The sequence below is a fragment of the Cupriavidus sp. 05N40 genome (assembly GCF_056397305.1).
In genome coordinates, this window is the sequence record NZ_JBFTND010000042.1 from 32,815 (window position 1) to 50,041 (window position 17,227).

At 68.8% G+C, this 17,227-nt stretch carries 15 protein-coding genes; 10 read left to right on the forward strand and 5 right to left on the reverse strand.

What is annotated here, in order from left to right:
• Window positions 1-75 precede the first annotated feature (75 nt).
• The 4 genes from AC1DO7_RS12415 to AC1DO7_RS12430 all read left to right on the forward strand — a co-directional run bounded on the left by AC1DO7_RS12415 (window position 76) and on the right by AC1DO7_RS12430 (window position 3,718).
• Window positions 76-945 (forward strand): LysR substrate-binding domain-containing protein, encoded by an 870-nt coding sequence (locus AC1DO7_RS12415; RefSeq protein WP_441619197.1) that lies wholly within the window; start codon window positions 76-78, stop codon window positions 943-945.
• 122 nt (window positions 946-1,067) lie between these two features.
• Window positions 1,068-1,754 (forward strand): HAD family hydrolase, encoded by a 687-nt coding sequence (locus tag AC1DO7_RS12420; RefSeq protein ID WP_441619195.1) that lies wholly within the window; start codon window positions 1,068-1,070, stop codon window positions 1,752-1,754.
• 165 nt (window positions 1,755-1,919) lie between these two features.
• Window positions 1,920-2,948, forward strand: a complete 1,029-nt coding sequence (locus AC1DO7_RS12425) for a M14 family zinc carboxypeptidase (protein ID WP_441619193.1) — start codon at window positions 1,920-1,922, stop codon at window positions 2,946-2,948.
• A complete protein-coding gene (locus AC1DO7_RS12430; protein ID WP_441619191.1) occupies window positions 2,945-3,718 on the forward strand; it encodes an alpha/beta fold hydrolase in 774 nt (257 codons plus the stop codon). The genes AC1DO7_RS12425 and AC1DO7_RS12430 overlap by 4 nt, the downstream gene beginning before the upstream one ends.
• On the opposite strand, the gene treF is transcribed toward AC1DO7_RS12430, so the two are convergent.
• The 3 genes from treF to AC1DO7_RS12445 form a co-directional block, all read right to left on the reverse strand.
• Window positions 3,715-5,397, reverse strand: a complete 1,683-nt coding sequence (treF, locus tag AC1DO7_RS12435) for an alpha,alpha-trehalase TreF (RefSeq protein ID WP_477116189.1) — start codon at window positions 5,395-5,397, stop codon at window positions 3,715-3,717. The genes AC1DO7_RS12430 and treF overlap by 4 nt on opposite strands.
• Window positions 5,398-5,631: 234 nt before the next feature.
• Window positions 5,632-7,818: a putative bifunctional diguanylate cyclase/phosphodiesterase gene (locus AC1DO7_RS12440; RefSeq protein WP_477116190.1), complete on the reverse strand. Its 2,187-nt coding sequence runs from the start codon at window positions 7,816-7,818 to the stop codon at window positions 5,632-5,634.
• A 556-nt stretch (window positions 7,819-8,374) separates the two neighbouring features.
• A complete protein-coding gene (locus AC1DO7_RS12445) occupies window positions 8,375-8,902 on the reverse strand; it encodes a hypothetical protein (RefSeq protein ID WP_441619186.1) in 528 nt (175 codons plus the stop codon).
• A gap of 607 nt (window positions 8,903-9,509) precedes the next feature.
• Between AC1DO7_RS12445 and AC1DO7_RS12450 the strand changes: the two genes are divergently transcribed.
• From AC1DO7_RS12450 to AC1DO7_RS12465, 4 genes are all read left to right on the forward strand, one after another.
• On the forward strand, window positions 9,510-11,276 hold the full coding sequence (locus AC1DO7_RS12450) for an FAD-dependent oxidoreductase (protein WP_441619184.1): 1,767 nt from the start codon (window positions 9,510-9,512) through the stop codon (window positions 11,274-11,276).
• A gap of 182 nt (window positions 11,277-11,458) precedes the next feature.
• Window positions 11,459-11,746 carry a hypothetical protein gene (locus AC1DO7_RS12455; RefSeq protein ID WP_441619182.1) on the forward strand — a complete coding sequence of 96 codons (288 nt, stop codon included), beginning with the start codon at window positions 11,459-11,461 and terminating at the stop codon, window positions 11,744-11,746.
• A 167-nt stretch (window positions 11,747-11,913) separates the two neighbouring features.
• On the forward strand, window positions 11,914-12,597 hold the full coding sequence (locus tag AC1DO7_RS12460) for an alpha/beta hydrolase (RefSeq protein ID WP_441619282.1): 684 nt from the start codon (window positions 11,914-11,916) through the stop codon (window positions 12,595-12,597).
• Between the two features lie 125 nt (window positions 12,598-12,722).
• Window positions 12,723-13,106 (forward strand): hypothetical protein, encoded by a 384-nt coding sequence (locus AC1DO7_RS12465; protein WP_441619180.1) that lies wholly within the window; start codon window positions 12,723-12,725, stop codon window positions 13,104-13,106.
• Window positions 13,107-13,115: 9 nt separating this feature from the next.
• Here the strand turns inward: AC1DO7_RS12465 and mdtD are convergent, their stop codons facing one another.
• A complete protein-coding gene (gene mdtD / locus AC1DO7_RS12470) occupies window positions 13,116-14,519 on the reverse strand; it encodes a multidrug transporter subunit MdtD (protein WP_441619178.1) in 1,404 nt (467 codons plus the stop codon).
• Window positions 14,520-14,700: 181 nt separating this feature from the next.
• Between mdtD and AC1DO7_RS12475 the strand changes: the two genes are divergently transcribed.
• The gene (locus tag AC1DO7_RS12475; RefSeq protein ID WP_441619176.1) at window positions 14,701-15,561 is read left to right on the forward strand and encodes a LysR family transcriptional regulator; all 861 of its coding nucleotides are present in this window, start codon (window positions 14,701-14,703) and stop codon (window positions 15,559-15,561) included.
• Between the two features lie 63 nt (window positions 15,562-15,624).
• On the opposite strand, the gene AC1DO7_RS12480 is transcribed toward AC1DO7_RS12475, so the two are convergent.
• The gene (locus AC1DO7_RS12480; RefSeq protein ID WP_441619174.1) at window positions 15,625-16,146 is read right to left on the reverse strand and encodes a copper resistance protein CopQ; all 522 of its coding nucleotides are present in this window, start codon (window positions 16,144-16,146) and stop codon (window positions 15,625-15,627) included.
• Between the two features lie 344 nt (window positions 16,147-16,490).
• Here AC1DO7_RS12480 and AC1DO7_RS12485 point away from each other — a divergent pair, with 344 nt between their 5' ends.
• On the forward strand, window positions 16,491-17,222 hold the full coding sequence (locus AC1DO7_RS12485; protein ID WP_441619173.1) for a Crp/Fnr family transcriptional regulator: 732 nt from the start codon (window positions 16,491-16,493) through the stop codon (window positions 17,220-17,222).
• Window positions 17,223-17,227: the final 5 nt, after the last annotated feature.

A 17,227-nucleotide genomic window follows, 5' to 3' on the forward strand; every position in this document is an offset into this window, starting at 1 on the left:
CCCGTGGCGGCGCTGCGCGGAACTGTCACAAAGCGCCGCTAGACTGGCGCGCTTGCTTCCTTCCCCCGGATTCCCATGCTCGGCGACCTGCTGACGACGTTTTATGAAGTGGCGCGCCAGGGCAGCATCACCACCGCCGCCAAGCAGCTGCGCGTGAGCCAGCCCACCGTCACCGGCCGCATCCGGCAGCTGGAAGAAAGCTACGGCGTGGAGCTGTTCTACCGCCGCGGCGGCCGGGTCGACCTCAGCGATGTCGGCGTGGCCCTCATGCCCGTGGTGGAACAGCTGATGCAGCACGAGGGCAGCGCGGATTTCCTGCTGCGCAACGCCGGCAACCTGCACCTGGGCAAGCTGCGCGTGGGCGCTACCGGCCCCTACTACATCCTGCCCAGCGTGGCCGCGTTCCGGGAACGCTACCCGGCCATCGGGATCAGCCTCGACATCGGCAACTCGCAACAGATGCTGGACGCGCTGTTCGAGTACCGCATCGACGTCGCGGTCTCGTCGCACGCCGTCGACGAYGATCGCCTGGCCCGCATCACCCTGGCGTCCGATCCCATGGTGCTGGTGGTCGACCCCGGCCACCCGCTGGCGCGCGCGCCCAGCGTCACCCTCGCCCAGATCTCCGGCTGCCACCTGCTGATCCGCGAACATGGCTCGATGACCCGCAAGGCGGTCGAGACGGCGCTGGAAGATGCCGGGCTGAAGCTGCCGTCGAGCACCGTGATCGGCAGCCGCGAGGCCATCTACGAAGCCATCCGCCAGGGCCTGGGAACGAGCGTGGTGCCGCTCGGCGAAGTCCCGCGCGATGCCGGGCTGTGCGTGGTACCGTTCGCCAGCCACCCGCCGGTACTGCACGAGTACCTGTACTGTCTCCAGGGCCGCACGCATACCCGCCTGATCGGCGCCTTCCTCGAATGCCTCGCCCCCCGCGCAGCCGCCTAGGCGAGCGCTTTCCCGCGGCGGCGGAAATTCGCCGATAACGGTATCGGAATTCTTGCGCCGCGCATCACGCGCGGGTCACCGCGCCTGCCCATCCTGTGCGGTTTTCCGACCGGAGACGGCGCATGCCCCGCCTTGCCTTGTTTGACCTCGACCACACCCTGCTACCGCTGGACAGCGAATACGAATGGGCTCGCTACCTGGTGGCGGCCGGCGCCGCCGACGCGCGCGAAGTCGAAGCCAACAACGCGCTGTGGCTGGCCGAGTACAGCGCGGGGCGACTCGACTTCCGGCGCCATGCCGCCTTTGCCCTCGGCCTGCTGGCACGCCATCCGCGCGCGCGCCTGGAGGCGCTGCGCGCGAGCTTCATGCGCGAGGTGATCGTGCCTGCCATCCGCCCGCCAGCCCGCGCGCTGCTGGCCCGTCACCGCGATGCCGGCGACCTGTGCTGCATCGTCACGGCGACGTGCCGGTTCGTCACCGAGCCGATTGCGGCGGCGCTGGGGGTGGAGCACCTGGTGGCCGTGGAGGCCGCGTGCGACGCGCGCGGCGGGTTCACCGGCGCCGTCGCCGGCGTGCCGAGCTTCGGCGCGGGCAAGATCGAGCGGGTTGCGCAGTGGCTGGCTTCGCTGGGCTTGCGGTGGGACCGGTTCGAGCGCACCGCGTTCTATAGCGATTCCCGCAACGACATTCCGCTGCTCGAGGCGGTGAGCCATCCCGTGGCGACCAATCCGGATGCCGCGCTTGGCGCCTTGGCGACGGCGCGGGGGTGGACGATACTAGAACTGTTCGCACCCGGGATGGCCGGGTAGGCGCCCGCGCACCGGCACGGTCCGTGCCTCGGAGTCAGATTCGAAGCCGGATTCGAAGCCGGTGCACGGACAACCTCATCCGCCGTCACGGGGATTTCACATTGGCGGCCGATGATGGGCGCAACCCCGTCTGCCTGGACCGCGCCCCCGGATCTGCCCTCGCCCATGCCCCTGCCCGCCGCCGACGGTTTCGCTGAAATGCGGCAACTGGAAGCCCTGCTCGAAACCGGCGCGCATCGCCTGGACGCCCGCTGCGTCGGCGAGGTCAGCGCAGGCGCACAGCGCTTCCCCCTCTACACCGCCAGCATCGGCTCGGACGACCCGCGCGCACCCGCCATCGGGTTCTTTGCCGGCATCCACGGCCTGGAGCGTATCGGCACCCACCTGCTGCTCGACTACATGCGCATGCTGCTGTGGCGGCTGGAGTGGGACGAGTTGCTCGAGCGGCAACTGCAATCGGTGCGGCTGCTTTTCATGCCCATCGTCAACCCGGGCGGCATGTGGGCGTCCACGCGCGCCAACCCCAACGGCGTCGACCTGATGCGCAACGCGCCGCAGGACGCCGTTGGCCGCGTGCCGCCGCTGGCCGGCGGACAGCGGCTGGGCCCGTGGCTGCCGTGGTATCGCGGCAGGCTGGGAGCACCGATGGAGCTGGAAAGCACGGCCATGCTGCGCGTGGTCTCCGAGCAATTGCAGCAACGCCCCCTGAGCTTCGCGCTGGACTGCCACTCCGGCTACGGCTGGGGCGACAGTATCTGGTTTCCGTACGCGCGCACGGCCGCGCCGATGGCGCACCTGCCCGAAATGTTCGCGCTCAAGACGATGTTCGAGCAGGCGCATCCGCACCACGGCTATGCGTTCGAGCCGCAGAGCAACCAGTACCTGCTGCATGGCGACCTGTGGGACTGGGCCTACGACCATACGCCGCCGGCCAACATCTTCCTGCCGATGACGCTCGAGCTGGGTTCCTGGCTGTGGATCAAGAAGAATCCGCGGCAGCTGTTCTCGCGCCATGGCTTCTTCAATCCGGTCAAGGCGCACCGCACCGAGCGCGTGCTGCGCCGTCACGCCAACCTGCTCGACTTCCTCGGGCGCGTGGCCTACGCGCCCGAGCGCTGGCTGCCGCGCGGCGAGCGGCGCGCGCAATTGCTGGCGCAGGCCACGGCGCAATGGCAGGGCGGCCGGCTCCGATGAACGCCCGGCTCAACGAATGGATCCTGCTGCGCGGGCTCACGCGCGAAGCGCGCCACTGGGGGGCGCTGCCCGCCGCGCTGCGGGCGCGTTGCGGCATCACGCGCCTGACCCTGCTGGACCTGCCCGGCAACGGCACGGAGGCGGCACGGCGCGCACCACCGAGCGTGGCGGCGATGGTCGAGCACATGCGCGCCAGCGCGCGCCGGCAGGCCCTGGCGCCGCCCTACCGCGTGCTGGCGATGTCGCTGGGCGCCATGGTGGCGGCGGAATGGGCGCGGCGCTACCCGCAGGAGATCGGCGCGCTGGTGCTGGTCAACACCAGCATGCGGCCGTTTGGCAGCGTGGCGCAGCGCCTGCGCCCGCGCAACTGGGCGGCGCTGGCCGGCATGGCGCTGCGCTGGCAGGACGGCCCCTATTGCGAGCGCACCATCCATCGCCTCACCTGCAATACCAGGGCCGCCCTGGCTGCCGACGTGGCGGCATGGAGCGCGATCCGCGCGAGCGCGCCGGTGAGCCGAGGCAATGCGCTGCGCCAGCTATGGGCCGCGGCGCGCTACCGCGCCGCGGCGGCGGCGCCGCGCTGCCCCACGCTGGTGGTGTCCTCGGCGGCCGACCGCCTGGTCGATCCGGAGTGCTCGGCCCGCCTGGCGGCGGCATGGGCCGTGGCACACCGCAGGCACGCGTGGGCCGGCCACGACCTGCCGCACGACGACCCGGCCTGGCTGGCCGCCACCGTGGCGCACTGGATGCGCGAGCCCGGGGCAAGCTAGCCCGGCTCTCCCGCGCGCGAGGCGCAGGCCGCGTGGCTGGGATGCTGCTGCAGCAGGCGGCGCACCACGCCGTTGGTCCAGCCGAAGCCGTCCTGCAGGAGATACTCGCCGCCGCCACCGCCCACGGCCCCATGCGGCGCATGCCGCAATGCGTATTTCTMCACCAGCTTGTACTCGCGGCGATAGAGGCTGGCCACGGTATGCAGCCAGCGGTGCGCGATCTCGCGCGCGAGCGCACGCTGGCCGTGGCGCGCAAACCCRCCGATGGCCAGCCATTGCAGCGGCGCCCAGCCATTCGGCTGGTCCCACTGCTCGCCGCTGATGCGCTCGGTGGTGGCCATGCCGCCGGGTTGCAGCAGGCGCGCGGTCACGGTGCGTGCGAGCCGCGCCGCCTGCGCGGGGCTGGCGGCATCCACGTAGAGCGGCATCACGGTGGCCGCCGTGAGGTTGGCGCGGGGCTGGTGGCGCTGCCAGTCGAAATCGAACCAGGCACCTTCGGCCTCGTTCCACATCAGGTGGTCGATGGCATGCCGCCGCGCCTGCACGCGTGCCAGGAAGTCCGGCGCGTCCGCCTCGCCCGCGGCTGCCGCCAGCTCGGCCAGCTTCGTCTCCAGCTTGTACAGCAGGCTGTTGAGATCGACCGGCAGGATGGCCGTGGTCCGTATCGTTTCCAGGCCGCCGCCGGGCTCCTGCCAGCGCGAGCTGAAGTCCCAGCCCGATTCCGCCGCGGCGCGCAGGTCGCGGTAGACCTCGGGCGCGGGGCGCGACGAGGCGGCGGCCGTGCCGATATCCTCGATAAAGGCTTCTTCGCGCGGCGTATCGCGCTCGTCCCAGTAGCGGTTGAGCAGGCTGCCGTCCGCGAGCCTGACCACGCGCCGGCAAGCCTGTCCCGGCGCCAGGTGCTCGGCGCCGCGCATCCAGAACGCATACTCCTTGCGAAGCTGCGGCAGGTAGGCCAGCTCGGGCTTCACGCCGTGGTCATCGAACAGCTCCACCATCAACGCGAACACGGGCGGCTGCGAGCGGCTGAGGTAGTAGGTCCGCGTGCCGTTGGGAATCACGCCATAGGTATCGAGCAGGTAGGAGAAATTGTCTGCCATGCCATGCAGCAGGCTGGCGTCGCCGCTGACGGTCAGGCCCAGCATGGTGAAGTAGGAGTCCCAGTAATAGAGTTCGGTAAAGCGCCCTCCCGGCACCACGTAGGCATTGGGCAGCGGCAGCAGCGAGCATTGCGGCGGGTGCTCCGCCGGATGGCGCGTGAGCACCGGCCACAGAGCGTCGATATGGTCGCCCAGGGTCTGGTGGGGATCGGAGACATAACGGCTGCGCGGCACTTCCTGCAGCGTGAAATGCGCCTGCACGAAGCCCGCGAGGTCGAATCCGGCAGCGCCCGCGCTGGCCCGGTATGCGGTCAGGATCGATTCCGGGTCCTGGCGCGGGATGGCATCGGTGAAGGTCTTGCTGTCGCTGAAGACGCGGGCCATCTGCACCGCGACGAACAGTTCCTGGTAGCGGTCGGCGGGCGTGAGCGGATCAGCGTGCGCGCATCCGGGCAGCCGATGGGGAGAGACATGGTGGCCGCCGCTGCGATCGCCCACCTCGCGCACCGGTCCCGGGTGCGGGGACCCTGCCTCGGGGCCCGGTGGCTGGCATGCGGCGACGCGGGGCAGGTCCTTCATGACGGGCTTGAGCCGCCATGGCCGCCATCGCCGCCATCGTCGCCATCGGCTTCGATGACGCCGCCGATGCCCGCCTGGATGCGGGTGATCCGTGCTGGCACTGCCGCTCCCTGTTCTGGTCCGGGCGGCGGCCAGGGCGGCCGCCGATAAGGGATCAGAGTGCGGCCCGGCAGGCGAGTTCCGCGCGCTTCCCGGGCGAGATGGGGTTCGCCGCGCGCCCGCGCGCCTCGTGCGTCACCCTGGCGATCGGGAGCGGGGGTCTGCCTGCGCCTGCGGCGCCACGAGCACGGCATGGTCGCGGCGGAACAGCGCGAGCGGTTGCGGGCGGCCGAGCAGATAGCCCTGCGCTTCGTCGCAGCCTTCGGCTTGCAGCAGCTTGAGCTGCTCGGCGGTCTCCACGCCTTCGGCCAGCACCGGGATGGCCAGGCTCTGGCCAAGCGCCAGGATGGCGCGGATGATGGCCTTGGCCTGCTGGTTCCCGGCGATCTCGGCGATAAACCTGCGGTCCAGCTTGATCTTGTCGAACGGGAAAGAACGCAGGGTATCCAGCGAGGAATTGCCGGTGCCGAAATCGTCGATGGCGATGCTGACGCCCAGCGCCTTGATGCCGCGCAGGATGTCCAGCGCGCGCTCCCTGTCGCCGGTGATGGTGGATTCGGTGATCTCGAGTTCGAGCCGGCCGGCTTGCAGTCCGGTTTCCTCCAGGAGGCGCGCCACCAGCGTCACCAGGTTGCCGTGGGTGATCTGCACCGGCGACAGGTTGACCGAGATCTTGCGCGGCAAGGTCCATCGCGCGGCCTCGCTGCAGGCGGTGCGCAGCACCCACTCGCCGATCGGCAGGATGGCGCCGCACGCCTCGGCCAGCGGCATGAAACTGTCGGGCGGGATCAGGCCSCGCTCSGGATGSTSCCAGCGCAGCAGYACCTCGCAGCCGATCGCCTCGCCGCTGGCAATCGCGGTCTGCACCTGGTAGTCGAGCACGAACTGGTTGGCGGCGATGGCCATCCACAGCTCGCCGGCCAGCGCGCGGCGTTCGCGCTCCGTCTCATCCATGCGGCGTTCGTAGAAGCAGATCGATTCCGACAGGCTGCCCTTGGCGCGGCGCATGGCCAGGCCGGCATTGCCGACCAGCTGGTCGCGGTGCGTGCCGTCGCCGGGATAGATCGCGATGCCGATGCTGGCGCTGGTGGTGAGGTCGTAGCCATCGAGCCGCACCGGCTCGCTCAGGCAGGTCACCAGGCGCGCGGTGAAATCGCTCAGTTCGGTTTGCCGCGTGAAACGCTTGACGGCCATGAACTCGTCGCCGTCGATGCGGGCGATGAACTCGCCCGGCTGCATCTGGGCGGCAATACGCGCGGCAAGCGTGCGCAGCACGGTATCACCCGCGGCGCGGCCGTGCAGGTCGTTGACCTCCTTGAAGCGGTCCAGGTCGATGCCCAGCGTGGCCACCTGGCAGCCCTGCAGGTGCGCGCGCTGTAGCTCATCGTCCAGGTAGGCATCGAGGAAGCTGCGGTTTGGCAGCCCGGTCAAGCCGTCGTGACGCGCCAGGTGGTGGATCTTGGCCTCGATACGGCGTTGCTCGGTGACATCCTCGCAGGTGGTCACCCACGCCCCGTCGGGCATGGCGCTGTGCGACAGCGCGATGGCGCGCCCGTCAGGCAGCGCTTCCACGCTGCGCCAGTTCTTGTGGCGGCGCAGGATATCGCGGTGGCGTTCCGACAACGACTGCGCATACTGCTCGGCACGGGCTTCGGGCTGCCCCGCTTCGGCGGCGTGGTCGCGGCCGGTCCGGCCCGCCAGGGCGCCGGGCGCCGCGGCCTCCCGCGCGCGCGCGCCGGCCATGGCGCGGCAGACTTCGAGAAAATCCGTGCCCGGCTCCAGCCCCTTGGCGGCAGCGCCGAAGATCTCCTCCATGCGCCCGTTGGCCAGGACCAGCCTGCCGTCCGGATCGAACATGCAAAGGCCTTGCGACATGTTCTCGAGCGCCAGGTCCAGCTTGCGCGCGACCGCGGCGGTGCGCTCGGCATCGGCCTTCTGCTGCGTGATGTCGCGCGTGATCTTGGCGTAGCCGAGCAGCCTGCCGGTGCGGTCGTGGATGGGGGTGACCAGCACGTGCGCCCAGAAACGGGTACCGTCCTTGCGCACGCGCCARCCGCCGGCGGCCTCGAAGCGGCCCAGCTCGCGCGCCTGCCGCAGCGCCTGCTCGGGGTGCCCGGCGGCACGGTCTTCGGGCGTGTAGAAACACGAGAAATGCTTGCCCAGGATCTCGTCGCGCGTATATCCCTTGGCCCGCTGCGCACCCGCATTCCAGCTGCTCACGCTTCCCGACGGATCGAGCGCGTAGATCGCGTAGTCGGTCACGCCCAGGATCAGCAAGCGAAAGAGTTCGGTCTCGGCTGGCGGACCTTGGATATGCGGCATGGATGGTGTCGGCCTTGTTTTATATGCCGCCCGGCCACGCGCTCATCCCTGTCGGGAGAGCCCCTTGCGCGCGCAGGCGTGCAGACGCGCCAGCGCTACTTTGCGCTGGAACGTCTACCGCTATAACGGCAACGGGGCGCTGAAATTTACCCTTGGCCGGGCCACGCCTTTTCGGATAACGAGGAAGACCCTCGGAGGCTAGGAGGCGGCCGGATACGCAATGGATGCGCAATCGGTTCGCGGCGCGAAAAACAAGCCGCAAAAAAATTCGGCGTGCCGGTAGGGGCACGCCGTCGGGCTGCAACGCGCCAGCGCTGCGATGGTACGACTACAACTGTCGTCAATTCTGTCAGGCGGGGAGCGTCTGTGCCGCCAGGGTGGCCATCGAGCCACTGGCAACGCAGACCAGGACCCAGCCTGCCAGCAGACGGAAACTCTGCCAACGGCTCATGATGCGCTCCTGGTATCCGCGCGCCGCCAATGCGGCGCGACGGGGTGAATCGATGATGATGGCAAGCCACGCCGGGCACGCTTGCGGGGCTCGCCATCAACTGCCTCAGGCGAGGGCGCCGTCGGTGTAGGGATCGGCACGGCCGCTGCGGGCGCCGTCGTAGAACGGATTGCGCTTGTCATTGCCGCGCGCGCCGTCCGTGTACGGGTCGAAGCTGCGGGCCGGGGCGGACGAAACGCCGCTGTGATCCAGGCCGGCTACCGTGCGATAGCCATCGGTGTACGGGTCGGTCTTGCCGACGCGGGCGCCATCCGTGTACGGGTCAACGCTGCGGGCCGGGGTCGACGAGACGCCGCTGCGGTCCAGGCCGGCGATGCGGGCACCATCGGTGAAGACGTCGAACTTGCCGATGCGGGCACCGTCGGTGAACGGATCAGCCTTGCCGGCACGCGCGCCTTCGCTGAAGGAATCGAACTTGCCGGTACGGGCGCCGTCGGTGTAGGCATCCCGCGCGCGGTAGTTGTAACCGTACTTGTCGGCGGGGACGGTACCGGCTTGCGCGGCGCCCGCGGCGAAAGCTGCGGCCAGGGTGGCGGCGGTGAGCAGGGACTTGGCAAGAAGCTTGGCGTTCATGATGTTCTCCAATCGAAGCGTGGGTCCGGGGGTCTGCACTGGCCGCGGGGACCTGGATTTGTTAAGGATGTCCTCTTTTTTGCTTTACCTACCACTAGGTAGAGAAACGGGGCAAAAAAAATGACTTCCGTCTTTGTTGCTGTTTGCTGCACTGGAACCGGTGCGGTGTGGGCTTTGCTTTCCTGCCCTTGCCGCATCGCTGCATCCATGGACCCAATAATATCTACCTGTAGATAGATAGTCAAGGGTTTTTACCTATCGTTCTACAAGATTCTTATAAGGTAGTGCAAGCACCACCCCGCAAGCCCGACCCGGATACGCCACGCAGCCCGGAGCCGGCCCGCGTGACACCGTTGCCCGGTCAGCGTAGCAACGGCGCGGCCACGGCCAGCGGCTTGCAGCAGGCTTGGCTGGCACAAGCTGCATCGCCGCGCGGCGCCCGGCAGGTGCGCGCCGACAGACATCGAAAGGACGGGGATTGCCGCAGCGCGGGATCGCGTGCAAACTCCCCGAGGCCGCGCGGCGGTGCCACCCGCGCGCGTAGTAGCTGCAGCACTCGCATCCATCCGCACCTGCCTTTCGGCGCGGTGCACTCGGGGAGCCAAAGATGAGCGCAGAGAATGCCGGCGGCAATATCGCCGCGAGCGGGCCGCAGCTGATGTCCCCGTCTGATCCTCCCGCCGAAGCGGAAACCGCGCCCGCGGCGTTCTCTCCGCTGGAAACGCGCCGCCACCAGATGTATCCGCAACTGGCCGCAGCCGAGATCGCGCGGCTCCATCGTTTCGGCACGGTGCGGAAATGGCGTGCCGGCGAATTCCTGTTCCGCCAGGGCGACGCGGGCCACGGCATGCTGGTGCTGCTGTGCGGGTGCGTGCGCGTGTCCCAGCGCGACGCGCTGGAGCGCACCTCCCTGATCGGCGAACACGGTGCCGGCCATTTCCTCGCGGAGGTCGGGCAGCTGGCCGGCGAACCCGCGCTGGTCGACGCCGAGGCGATCGATGATGTCGAAGCCATCGCGATTCCTCCCGAGCGGCTGCGTGCCCTGCTGGTGGCCGAGGCCGAGCTGGGCGAGCGCATCATGCGTGCGCTGATCCTGCGGCGCGTGGGCCTGATCGAACGCGGCAAGGGCCTGACCCTGCTGGGCCGCGGCAGCGAGCCGAAGGTCCTGCACCTGCAAGCCTTCCTGCGCCGCAACGGCTATCCACATACGGTGGTCGACGCCGATACCGATCCCGATGCCAGCGCCCTGCTCGAATTCAGCGCCGCCGTGCCCGGCGACTTTCCGCTGGTGATCTGTCCGGGCGGCCGGGTGCTGCGCGCTCCGGATACCGGCCAGCTTGCCAGCTGCCTCGGACTGCTGCCCGAATTCGATCCAGACCATATCTACGACGTGATCGTCGTCGGCGCCGGCCCAGCCGGGCTGGCGACCGCGGTGTATGCCGCATCGGAAGGGCTGTCCGTGGCGGTGTTCGACGCCCTCTTCCCGGGCGGCCAGGCCGGCGCCAGTTCGCGCATCGAGAACTATCTCGGCTTTCCCACCGGCATTTCCGGACAGGCGCTGGCCGGACGCGCGTTCGTGCAGGCGCAGAAATTCGGTGCGCACGTTGCGATCCCGCTACAGGTAGCGGCGCTGCATTGCGGAGAACATCCGCAGCGCATCGAACTGTGCGACGGACGCAAGATCCCGACGCGCACGGTGGTCATCGCCAGCGGCGCGGCCTATCGCCACCCGCCCATCGCATCGCTCGAACGCTTCGAAGGCCGCGGCGTCTACTATTGGGCCTCGCCGGTGGAAGCACGCCTGTGCAGTGGCGAAGAGGTGATGCTGGTCGGTGGCGGCAATTCCGCCGGGCAGGCAGCGGTCTTCCTCGCCGCGCATGCAAAGTGGGTGCATATCCTGATCCGCGGGCAAGGCCTGGAGGCCAGCATGTCGCGCTACCTGATCGAGCGCATCGCGGCCCAGCCCAATATCGAGCTGCATACGGGCACCGAGATTACGGCCCTGGCCGGAGAGGAGCACCTGGCCAGCGTCAGCTACCGCAAGCGCGATTCGGACCGCATCACCGAAGTGCCGATCCGCAACCTGTTCCTGTTCACCGGCGCCGATCCGAACACGGCATGGCTGCGCACGTGCAATGTGCGCGTGGACGGGAAGGGATTCGTCCTGACCGGCACCGACACGCCGCATGAAGGGATGGGCCCTGCCTCGGCGCTGGAGACCAGCGTGCCGGGAGTGTTCGCGATCGGTGATGTACGCTCTAACTCCACCAAGCGCGTGGCCGCCGCGGTGGGCGAAGGCGCGGCCGTGGTGGCGCAGATCCACGCCTACCTTGCAAAGCTGGAGCAGCCGGAGCCGGGCACGCTGGCGATGTAGGCCGCAGCGGCCGGGGCCGCGCCGGTGAGCCCATCGCCGGCCAACAAATCTACCCCAGCCGCAAGTCGTCCGCAATCGACCGTGTGGACGGCATGCGACAAAACCTAAAGTGCGCATTTCTTGACTATATTGGAAGCAATGGCAGGCGCTTCAATTCGAGRCCGTTTTTTGGGAGGTATGCCATGCGTTCACTTGCAGATATGTTTAGTCCGCCCACCCCGGAGAAAATCGCAGCAAGGGAATTGCAGCAAATGCGGCTAACGTTGTTCCAGGCCGAGCGTCGACTGCTGGAAGCGCAGATGCAGGTCGACTACTACCGCGACCTCGTCGCGTTCCTCGAAGATGTGTCCGCCACCGGCGTCGAAAACGTGGTGGACAAGCGGCGTGCTCCCCCCAGCGCGGAGCACGCGCAAGGCCCGCGCAGCGCGCCGGGTCTCGTCACCATACCCGCGGTGCCCTCCGCCGCCTGACACGCAAGGCGCGCCGTGTCTTGCCGTGGTACAGGCGCGCGCCGTCCGGCGCGCGGCTGTGTCGCGTGCCGCCATGAGATACTGTCCGCCTCGCGCGGCAAGCCCGCGCCATCGCCGGCGCGCGCGCATGCCGGCACGGCCCCGACAGGAATCCCCCCATGAGCGACATGAGCGAACTGCTGCCCTGCATTGAAATCGAAAGCGCCCCGGCGCCAACGTGGTCCGTGATCTGGATGCACGGCCTGGGTGCCGACGGCAACGATTTCGTGCCGGTAGTGCCGGAACTTGGCCTCGCGGCCGCCCCTGCCGTGCGCTTCGTCTTTCCCAACGCGCCGGCCATTCCCGTCACCTGCAACGGCGGCTATGTCATGCCCGCGTGGTACGACATCGCCTCGCTCGACGACGCGCGCAGCCACTGCGACGAGGCCGGCATCCGCGTCTCGCGCACGGCCATCCGCGCGCTGATCGCGCGCGAGAACCAGCGCGGCGTGCCCAGCCATCGCGTGGTGCTGGCGGGCTTCTCGCAAGGCGGCGCCATCGCCTACACCACGGGGCTCACGCATCCCGAGCCGCTGGGCGGCATCATCGCGCTGTCCACCTATATCCCCTCGCCGGCACTGCTGGCCGCGGAACTGAGCGAGGCCAACCGCGCCGCGCCGGTGTTCGCCGCGCATGGCAGCGAGGACGACGTGGTACCCGTGCAGCTCGGCATGCTGGCGCGCGACACGGCGCAGCAACTCGGCTGCCAGGTGGAATGGCACACCTACCGCATGCCGCATTCGGTCTGCATGGAAGAAATCGTGGCGATCGGCGCCTGGCTCAAGGCACGTTTCGCTGCCGCATCCGCCTGACCCATCCGCCTGGCGCATCCGCCTGGCGCATCGGCCCGGTGCGCCGGTCTTGCGCCCGGCCCCGAAGTCCGGGGGCGAACCCACAACGTGGTAGTCTCGCGCCCATTGCATTTTTTGCCTGCCCGATGAAAACCACGCCGCCCGGCGCCGCGCCGCTCCCCAGGATCGACTTCGATACGCGCAAGGCGCTGCTGTTCGCCCTCGCCGCCGAACGCTTGTCGGCCTTCTACGAACACCGCCAGTGGATGACCGATGCCCAGGGCGCGACCCTGGCCGGGCTGTGGCTGTCGCGCTCCAAGCTGCAGCTCGCGCTGGCCGAGCGCCGCCTGCTGTCCCAGCTGAGCGACGAATTCGCGCGCCAGCTTGCCGCCACGCTGTCGCGCGAGGCCGGCCTGTACGCAGCGCACGAGATGATGGAAGCGCTCGATCCCAACTACCAGTCCGCCTTCGCCCACGACATGCTCGACGAATGCGCACGCCTGCTCCACGACAACGGCGTCACCGACTGAGCCGCCGGCTCAGCGGCTGGCCACGCCGGCCGTCCGGCGGCCCTTGTCGAACTGCTCCACGTCGAGCCTGCGGAATACCAGCGCGGACATCAGCGTGATCATGCCAACGCTGAAGAACGCCAGCCGGTAGGCCGTGCCGGACATGCCCAGCTGCGCGGAGAACAGGCTCACGAGACCGCCGCCGATGGTCACGCCAAGGCCGATGGCCAGCATCTGCACCATCGAGAACAGACTGTTGCCGCTGCCCGCGTCTTCCACGCTCAAGCCCTTGAGCGTGACGCTGTTCATGGCGGCGAACTGCATGGAGTTGGTGGCGCCGAACAGGGCCAGCTGCGCGATCGAAAAGACCAGCGGCCAGCCTGGCGAGATCGCTGCGAACGAGGCAATCGAGCCGCCCACCAGGATGGTGTTGATGAGCAGGAAGTTGTCGTAACCGTAGCGCTTGACCAGCGGGACGATCGCGCGCTTGGCCACCACGCCGGCCAGCGCGGCCGGCAACAGCATCATGCCCGAATGCAGCGGCGAGTAGCCGAGCTGCAGTTGCAGCAGCAGCGGCATCAGGAACGGCACCGCCCCCGAGCCGATGCGGCATACCAGGTTGCCCGCCAGGCCCACGCTGAAATTGGGCTCGCGGAACAGCGCGAGCCGGAACAGCGGATCGCGCCTGCGCCGGGCATATGGGATATAGAGCAGCGCCGACAGCAGGCTGAGCGCGAACAGGCTGCCGCTCCAGGCGGCGTGGCTGGCTTCGTGCGGCGCGTCCAGCGCCAGCGAGAACGCCACCATGCACAACGACAGCAAGCCGCAGCCGATGAAGTCGAACGCGGGCGGGCGCTCAAGCGCGTTGTCGGGCAGATAGCGCAGCACGGCCAGCAGGCCGATCGCGCCCACCGGTACGTTGATCAGGAAGATCCAGTGCCATGCCACGGTCTGCACGATCCAGCCGCCCAGCACCGGGCCGAAGATCGGCCCCACCTGCCCCGCGACCGAGACGAAGGCCAGCGCCGCGATGTACTGCTCGCCGGACACGCTGCGCAATACCGCCAGGCGTCCGATCGGCAGCAGCATCGAGCCGCCGATGCCCTGGACCACGCGGGCGATCACCAGCTGGTCCAGGCTTTGCGCGCCGGCACAGAACAGCGAGCCCAGCACGAAGATCAGGATCGCCGCGAAATACACGCGGCGCGTGCCGAAGCGGTCCGCCAGCCAGCCCGAGGCCGGCGTCAGCATGGCCATGGTCAGCGTGTAGGCCACCACCACCGGCCTCATGTCGAGGGGCGATTCGTTGAGGCTGCGCGCCATCGCGGGCAGCGCGGTGTTGACGATGGTGGTATCGAGCGTCTGCATGAAAAAGCCCGCGGCGACGATCCACAGCATGGCCGTATGCGATTTCTGCGAGGATTGATTGTTCATTCTGGTACATCTCACGGCAAGAACCGGCCTGGGCCGGCGTGGCATCCGGACGGATCACCCGGCAGGGACCCGTGCAAAGCGGCGGTGCCACGAATGCTGTCGATGTTAATGACTATGGTGCCAATCGGGAACCCCGCTGGACATATTGACTGTGATCGGAGAATCCGATGACAATGCGCGCATGCTCAATCCTGTCTGGGTCAAGACCTTCGCCACCGTGGCGGCCGCGCACAGCTTCACCGACGCGGGGCGCCAGCTCGGCCTGTCGCAGTCCAGCGTCAGCGACCATATCCGACGCCTGGAGCAGCACGTGGGGCGCCGGCTCTTTGTGCGCGACACCCATACCCTGACCATGACCGCCGACGGCGAGGCGCTGCTCGCACACGCCCGGCTGATCCTGGAGGCCATCGCACGCGCCGAATCCCAGTTCAACGCGCCGCGCCTGCAGGGGCGCGTGCGGCTGGGCACTTCCGACGACCTGGTGCTCGGCCCCATGCCCAATGTGCTGGCTGCGTTTCGCAATTCGCATCCGGACGTGGAACTCGAAATCACCATCGGCATGACCGGCAAGCTCTACGAGCTGATGGATGCCGGGGCGCTGGACCTGATGATCGGCAAGCGCCGCGAAGGCGACCGCCGCGGCACCCCGCTGTTCCGCGGCAAGCTGGAGTGGCTGGCGCGACCGGGCACGGTGGCCGACCTGAGACAGCCCCTGCCGCTGATCCTCGTGCCCGAGCCCAGTGTCACCCGCGCCATCGTGCTCGACACGCTGGCCAAGGCGGGCATGCGCTGGCAGATCGTCTGCACCAGCAGCAGTCACTCGGGGTGCATCGCCGCGGCGCGCGGCGGCCTCGGCATCACCGTCCGCGCGCAATACCTCTCCGGCCGCGGCCTGGTACCGCTGGTCAACAGCGAGGCCCTGCCCGCGCTGCCGGAGGTGGAGTTCATCTCGCTGCGCGCTGGGCGCCTGAGCCGCCCTGCCGAGACGCTGCTGCAACTGCTGCAAAAGAGCGATCTGCGCGGTTCCTGGCTGGACGAATAAGCGCCGCGCGCGCGCATTCACCGTGGCTGCTGTATCCGCTGTATCCGCTGTATCCCCCCTGCCTCAGGCGCGGGCGCCGTCCAGGTACGGGTCGAGCGCGCGGGCCGGCGGCGCCGACACGCCACGCGTGTCCATCCCGGCCAGCCTCTGCACGCGCTCGGAGAAAGGATCCGCACCGCGCGTGCGGGCGCCGTCGGCAAAGGCATCGATAGCGCGGCCCGGCTCGGCGGAAACCCCGCTGCGGTCCAGGCCGGCGATACGGGCGCCATCGGTATAGGGATCGGCCATGCGCGCGCCATCGCTGAACGGGTCGATGCGGCGCGCCGGATCGGCGGACGGACCGCTGCGGTCCAGGCCGGCGATGCGGGCGCCATCGGTGAACGCATCGAGCCTGCCACTACGCGCGCCATCGCTGAACATGTCGCGCGCGCCGGCCTGGCGCTGCGCCTGAACCTGGGGCGTGCCGGCGGCCCCGGACCCCCCGGAGACACCCGGGTTTCCGGCTGCCTGGGCGCTGCCCGCGGCGAATGCGGCGGCGGCAAGTACGGCAGCGGCGAAGAGCGACTTGGTGAGATTCGGGTGCATGGCTGTCTCCAACTTGGGGGGAATGAGCCCATTCGTCGCCCGTCATTGGCCGACCTTACAGCTTTTTTTCGTCGTCCCGCCTGCGCGAAGGCATGCCAGCCGACGCACCGCTTTGGCGCACGCCGTGCGCCTGATCCGCCCCCCGCCGAAAGGATGAATCCGGTCGAAGACATGAACCCGCCCTATCCGCCCGAATCCCGGGGCGATCTCAAACCTCCGGCCACTGTCGGGAAGCGCACTTTCCGTCCTTAATACATCAAGGGATCGAGCCCTGCCTGCATCGCGCACAGAACCGGGATAGCCGGACACACGGCACGCAGACCATTCGCCTTGGGGAGAAATGCATGACCGAAACGGAAATCGATAGAGAACTGGACCTGGCCGGCAATCATTTGCTGGCGGCGCTGCCTGCGCCCGAGCGGCGGCTGCTGGTGCCGCGCCTCGACAGGGTAAGACTGAGCGAAGGGCAGTTGCTCAGCGATTCCGGACAGCGCATCCTGCACCTGTATTTTCCGTGCACGGCCGTCATCTCGATGATGTCGCTGCAGGAAAGCGGCGCCAGCGTGGAACTGGCCTCGGTTGGCCGCGAAGGCCTGGTCGGCCTGCCGGCCCTCACCGGCGCCGAAACCATGCCCAACCGCATCGAGGTACGCCGCGGCGGCGGTGCGCTGCGCATAGGCGCGGCCGACCTGCGCGAGATCTACCCGCAACTGCCGGCACTGCAGGGCAAGGCGCTGCTGTATATGCAGGTGCTGCTGACGCAGGTAGCGCAAACCGCCGTCTGCATCCGGCATCACTCGCTGACCACGCAATTGTGCCGCTGGCTCCTGCTGGCCCTGGACCGCTCGCCCTGCAACGCGCTCAACTTTACCCAGCAGACCATCGCGGACATGCTCGGCGTGCGCCGCGAAGGTGTGACCGAAGCCGTGGGACGACTCGAGGCGCTACGCATGATCCGTCACAGCCGCGGCCAGATCACGGTGATCGACCGTGCCGGCCTGGAGGGTTTCTCCGGCGAGTCCTACCGCATCGTGCGCAACGAGTTCGACCGGCTGCTCAGTCCCGTGGCCGGCTAGCGCGG

Excerpts from the sequence above, each read along its gene's own strand:
- AC1DO7_RS12420 (WP_441619195.1), top strand. The coding sequence starts at position 1,068 with ATGCCCCGCCTTGCCTTGTTTGACCTCGACCACACCCTGCTACCGCTG.
- AC1DO7_RS12425 (WP_441619193.1), top strand. The coding sequence starts at position 1,920 with ATGCCCCTGCCCGCCGCCGACGGTTTCGCTGAAATGCGGCAACTGGAA.
- AC1DO7_RS12430 (WP_441619191.1), top strand. The coding sequence starts at position 2,945 with ATGAACGCCCGGCTCAACGAATGGATCCTGCTGCGCGGGCTCACGCGC.
- AC1DO7_RS12445 (WP_441619186.1), bottom strand. The coding sequence starts at position 8,902 with ATGAACGCCAAGCTTCTTGCCAAGTCCCTGCTCACCGCCGCCACCCTG.
- AC1DO7_RS12450 (WP_441619184.1), top strand. The coding sequence starts at position 9,510 with ATGAGCGCAGAGAATGCCGGCGGCAATATCGCCGCGAGCGGGCCGCAG.
- AC1DO7_RS12455 (WP_441619182.1), top strand. The coding sequence starts at position 11,459 with ATGCGTTCACTTGCAGATATGTTTAGTCCGCCCACCCCGGAGAAAATC.
- AC1DO7_RS12460 (WP_441619282.1), top strand. The coding sequence starts at position 11,914 with ATGAGCGAACTGCTGCCCTGCATTGAAATCGAAAGCGCCCCGGCGCCA.
- AC1DO7_RS12465 (WP_441619180.1), top strand. The coding sequence starts at position 12,723 with ATGAAAACCACGCCGCCCGGCGCCGCGCCGCTCCCCAGGATCGACTTC.
- mdtD (WP_441619178.1), bottom strand. The coding sequence starts at position 14,519 with ATGAACAATCAATCCTCGCAGAAATCGCATACGGCCATGCTGTGGATC.
- AC1DO7_RS12475 (WP_441619176.1), top strand. The coding sequence starts at position 14,701 with ATGCTCAATCCTGTCTGGGTCAAGACCTTCGCCACCGTGGCGGCCGCG.
- AC1DO7_RS12480 (WP_441619174.1), bottom strand. The coding sequence starts at position 16,146 with ATGCACCCGAATCTCACCAAGTCGCTCTTCGCCGCTGCCGTACTTGCC.
- AC1DO7_RS12485 (WP_441619173.1), top strand. The coding sequence starts at position 16,491 with ATGACCGAAACGGAAATCGATAGAGAACTGGACCTGGCCGGCAATCAT.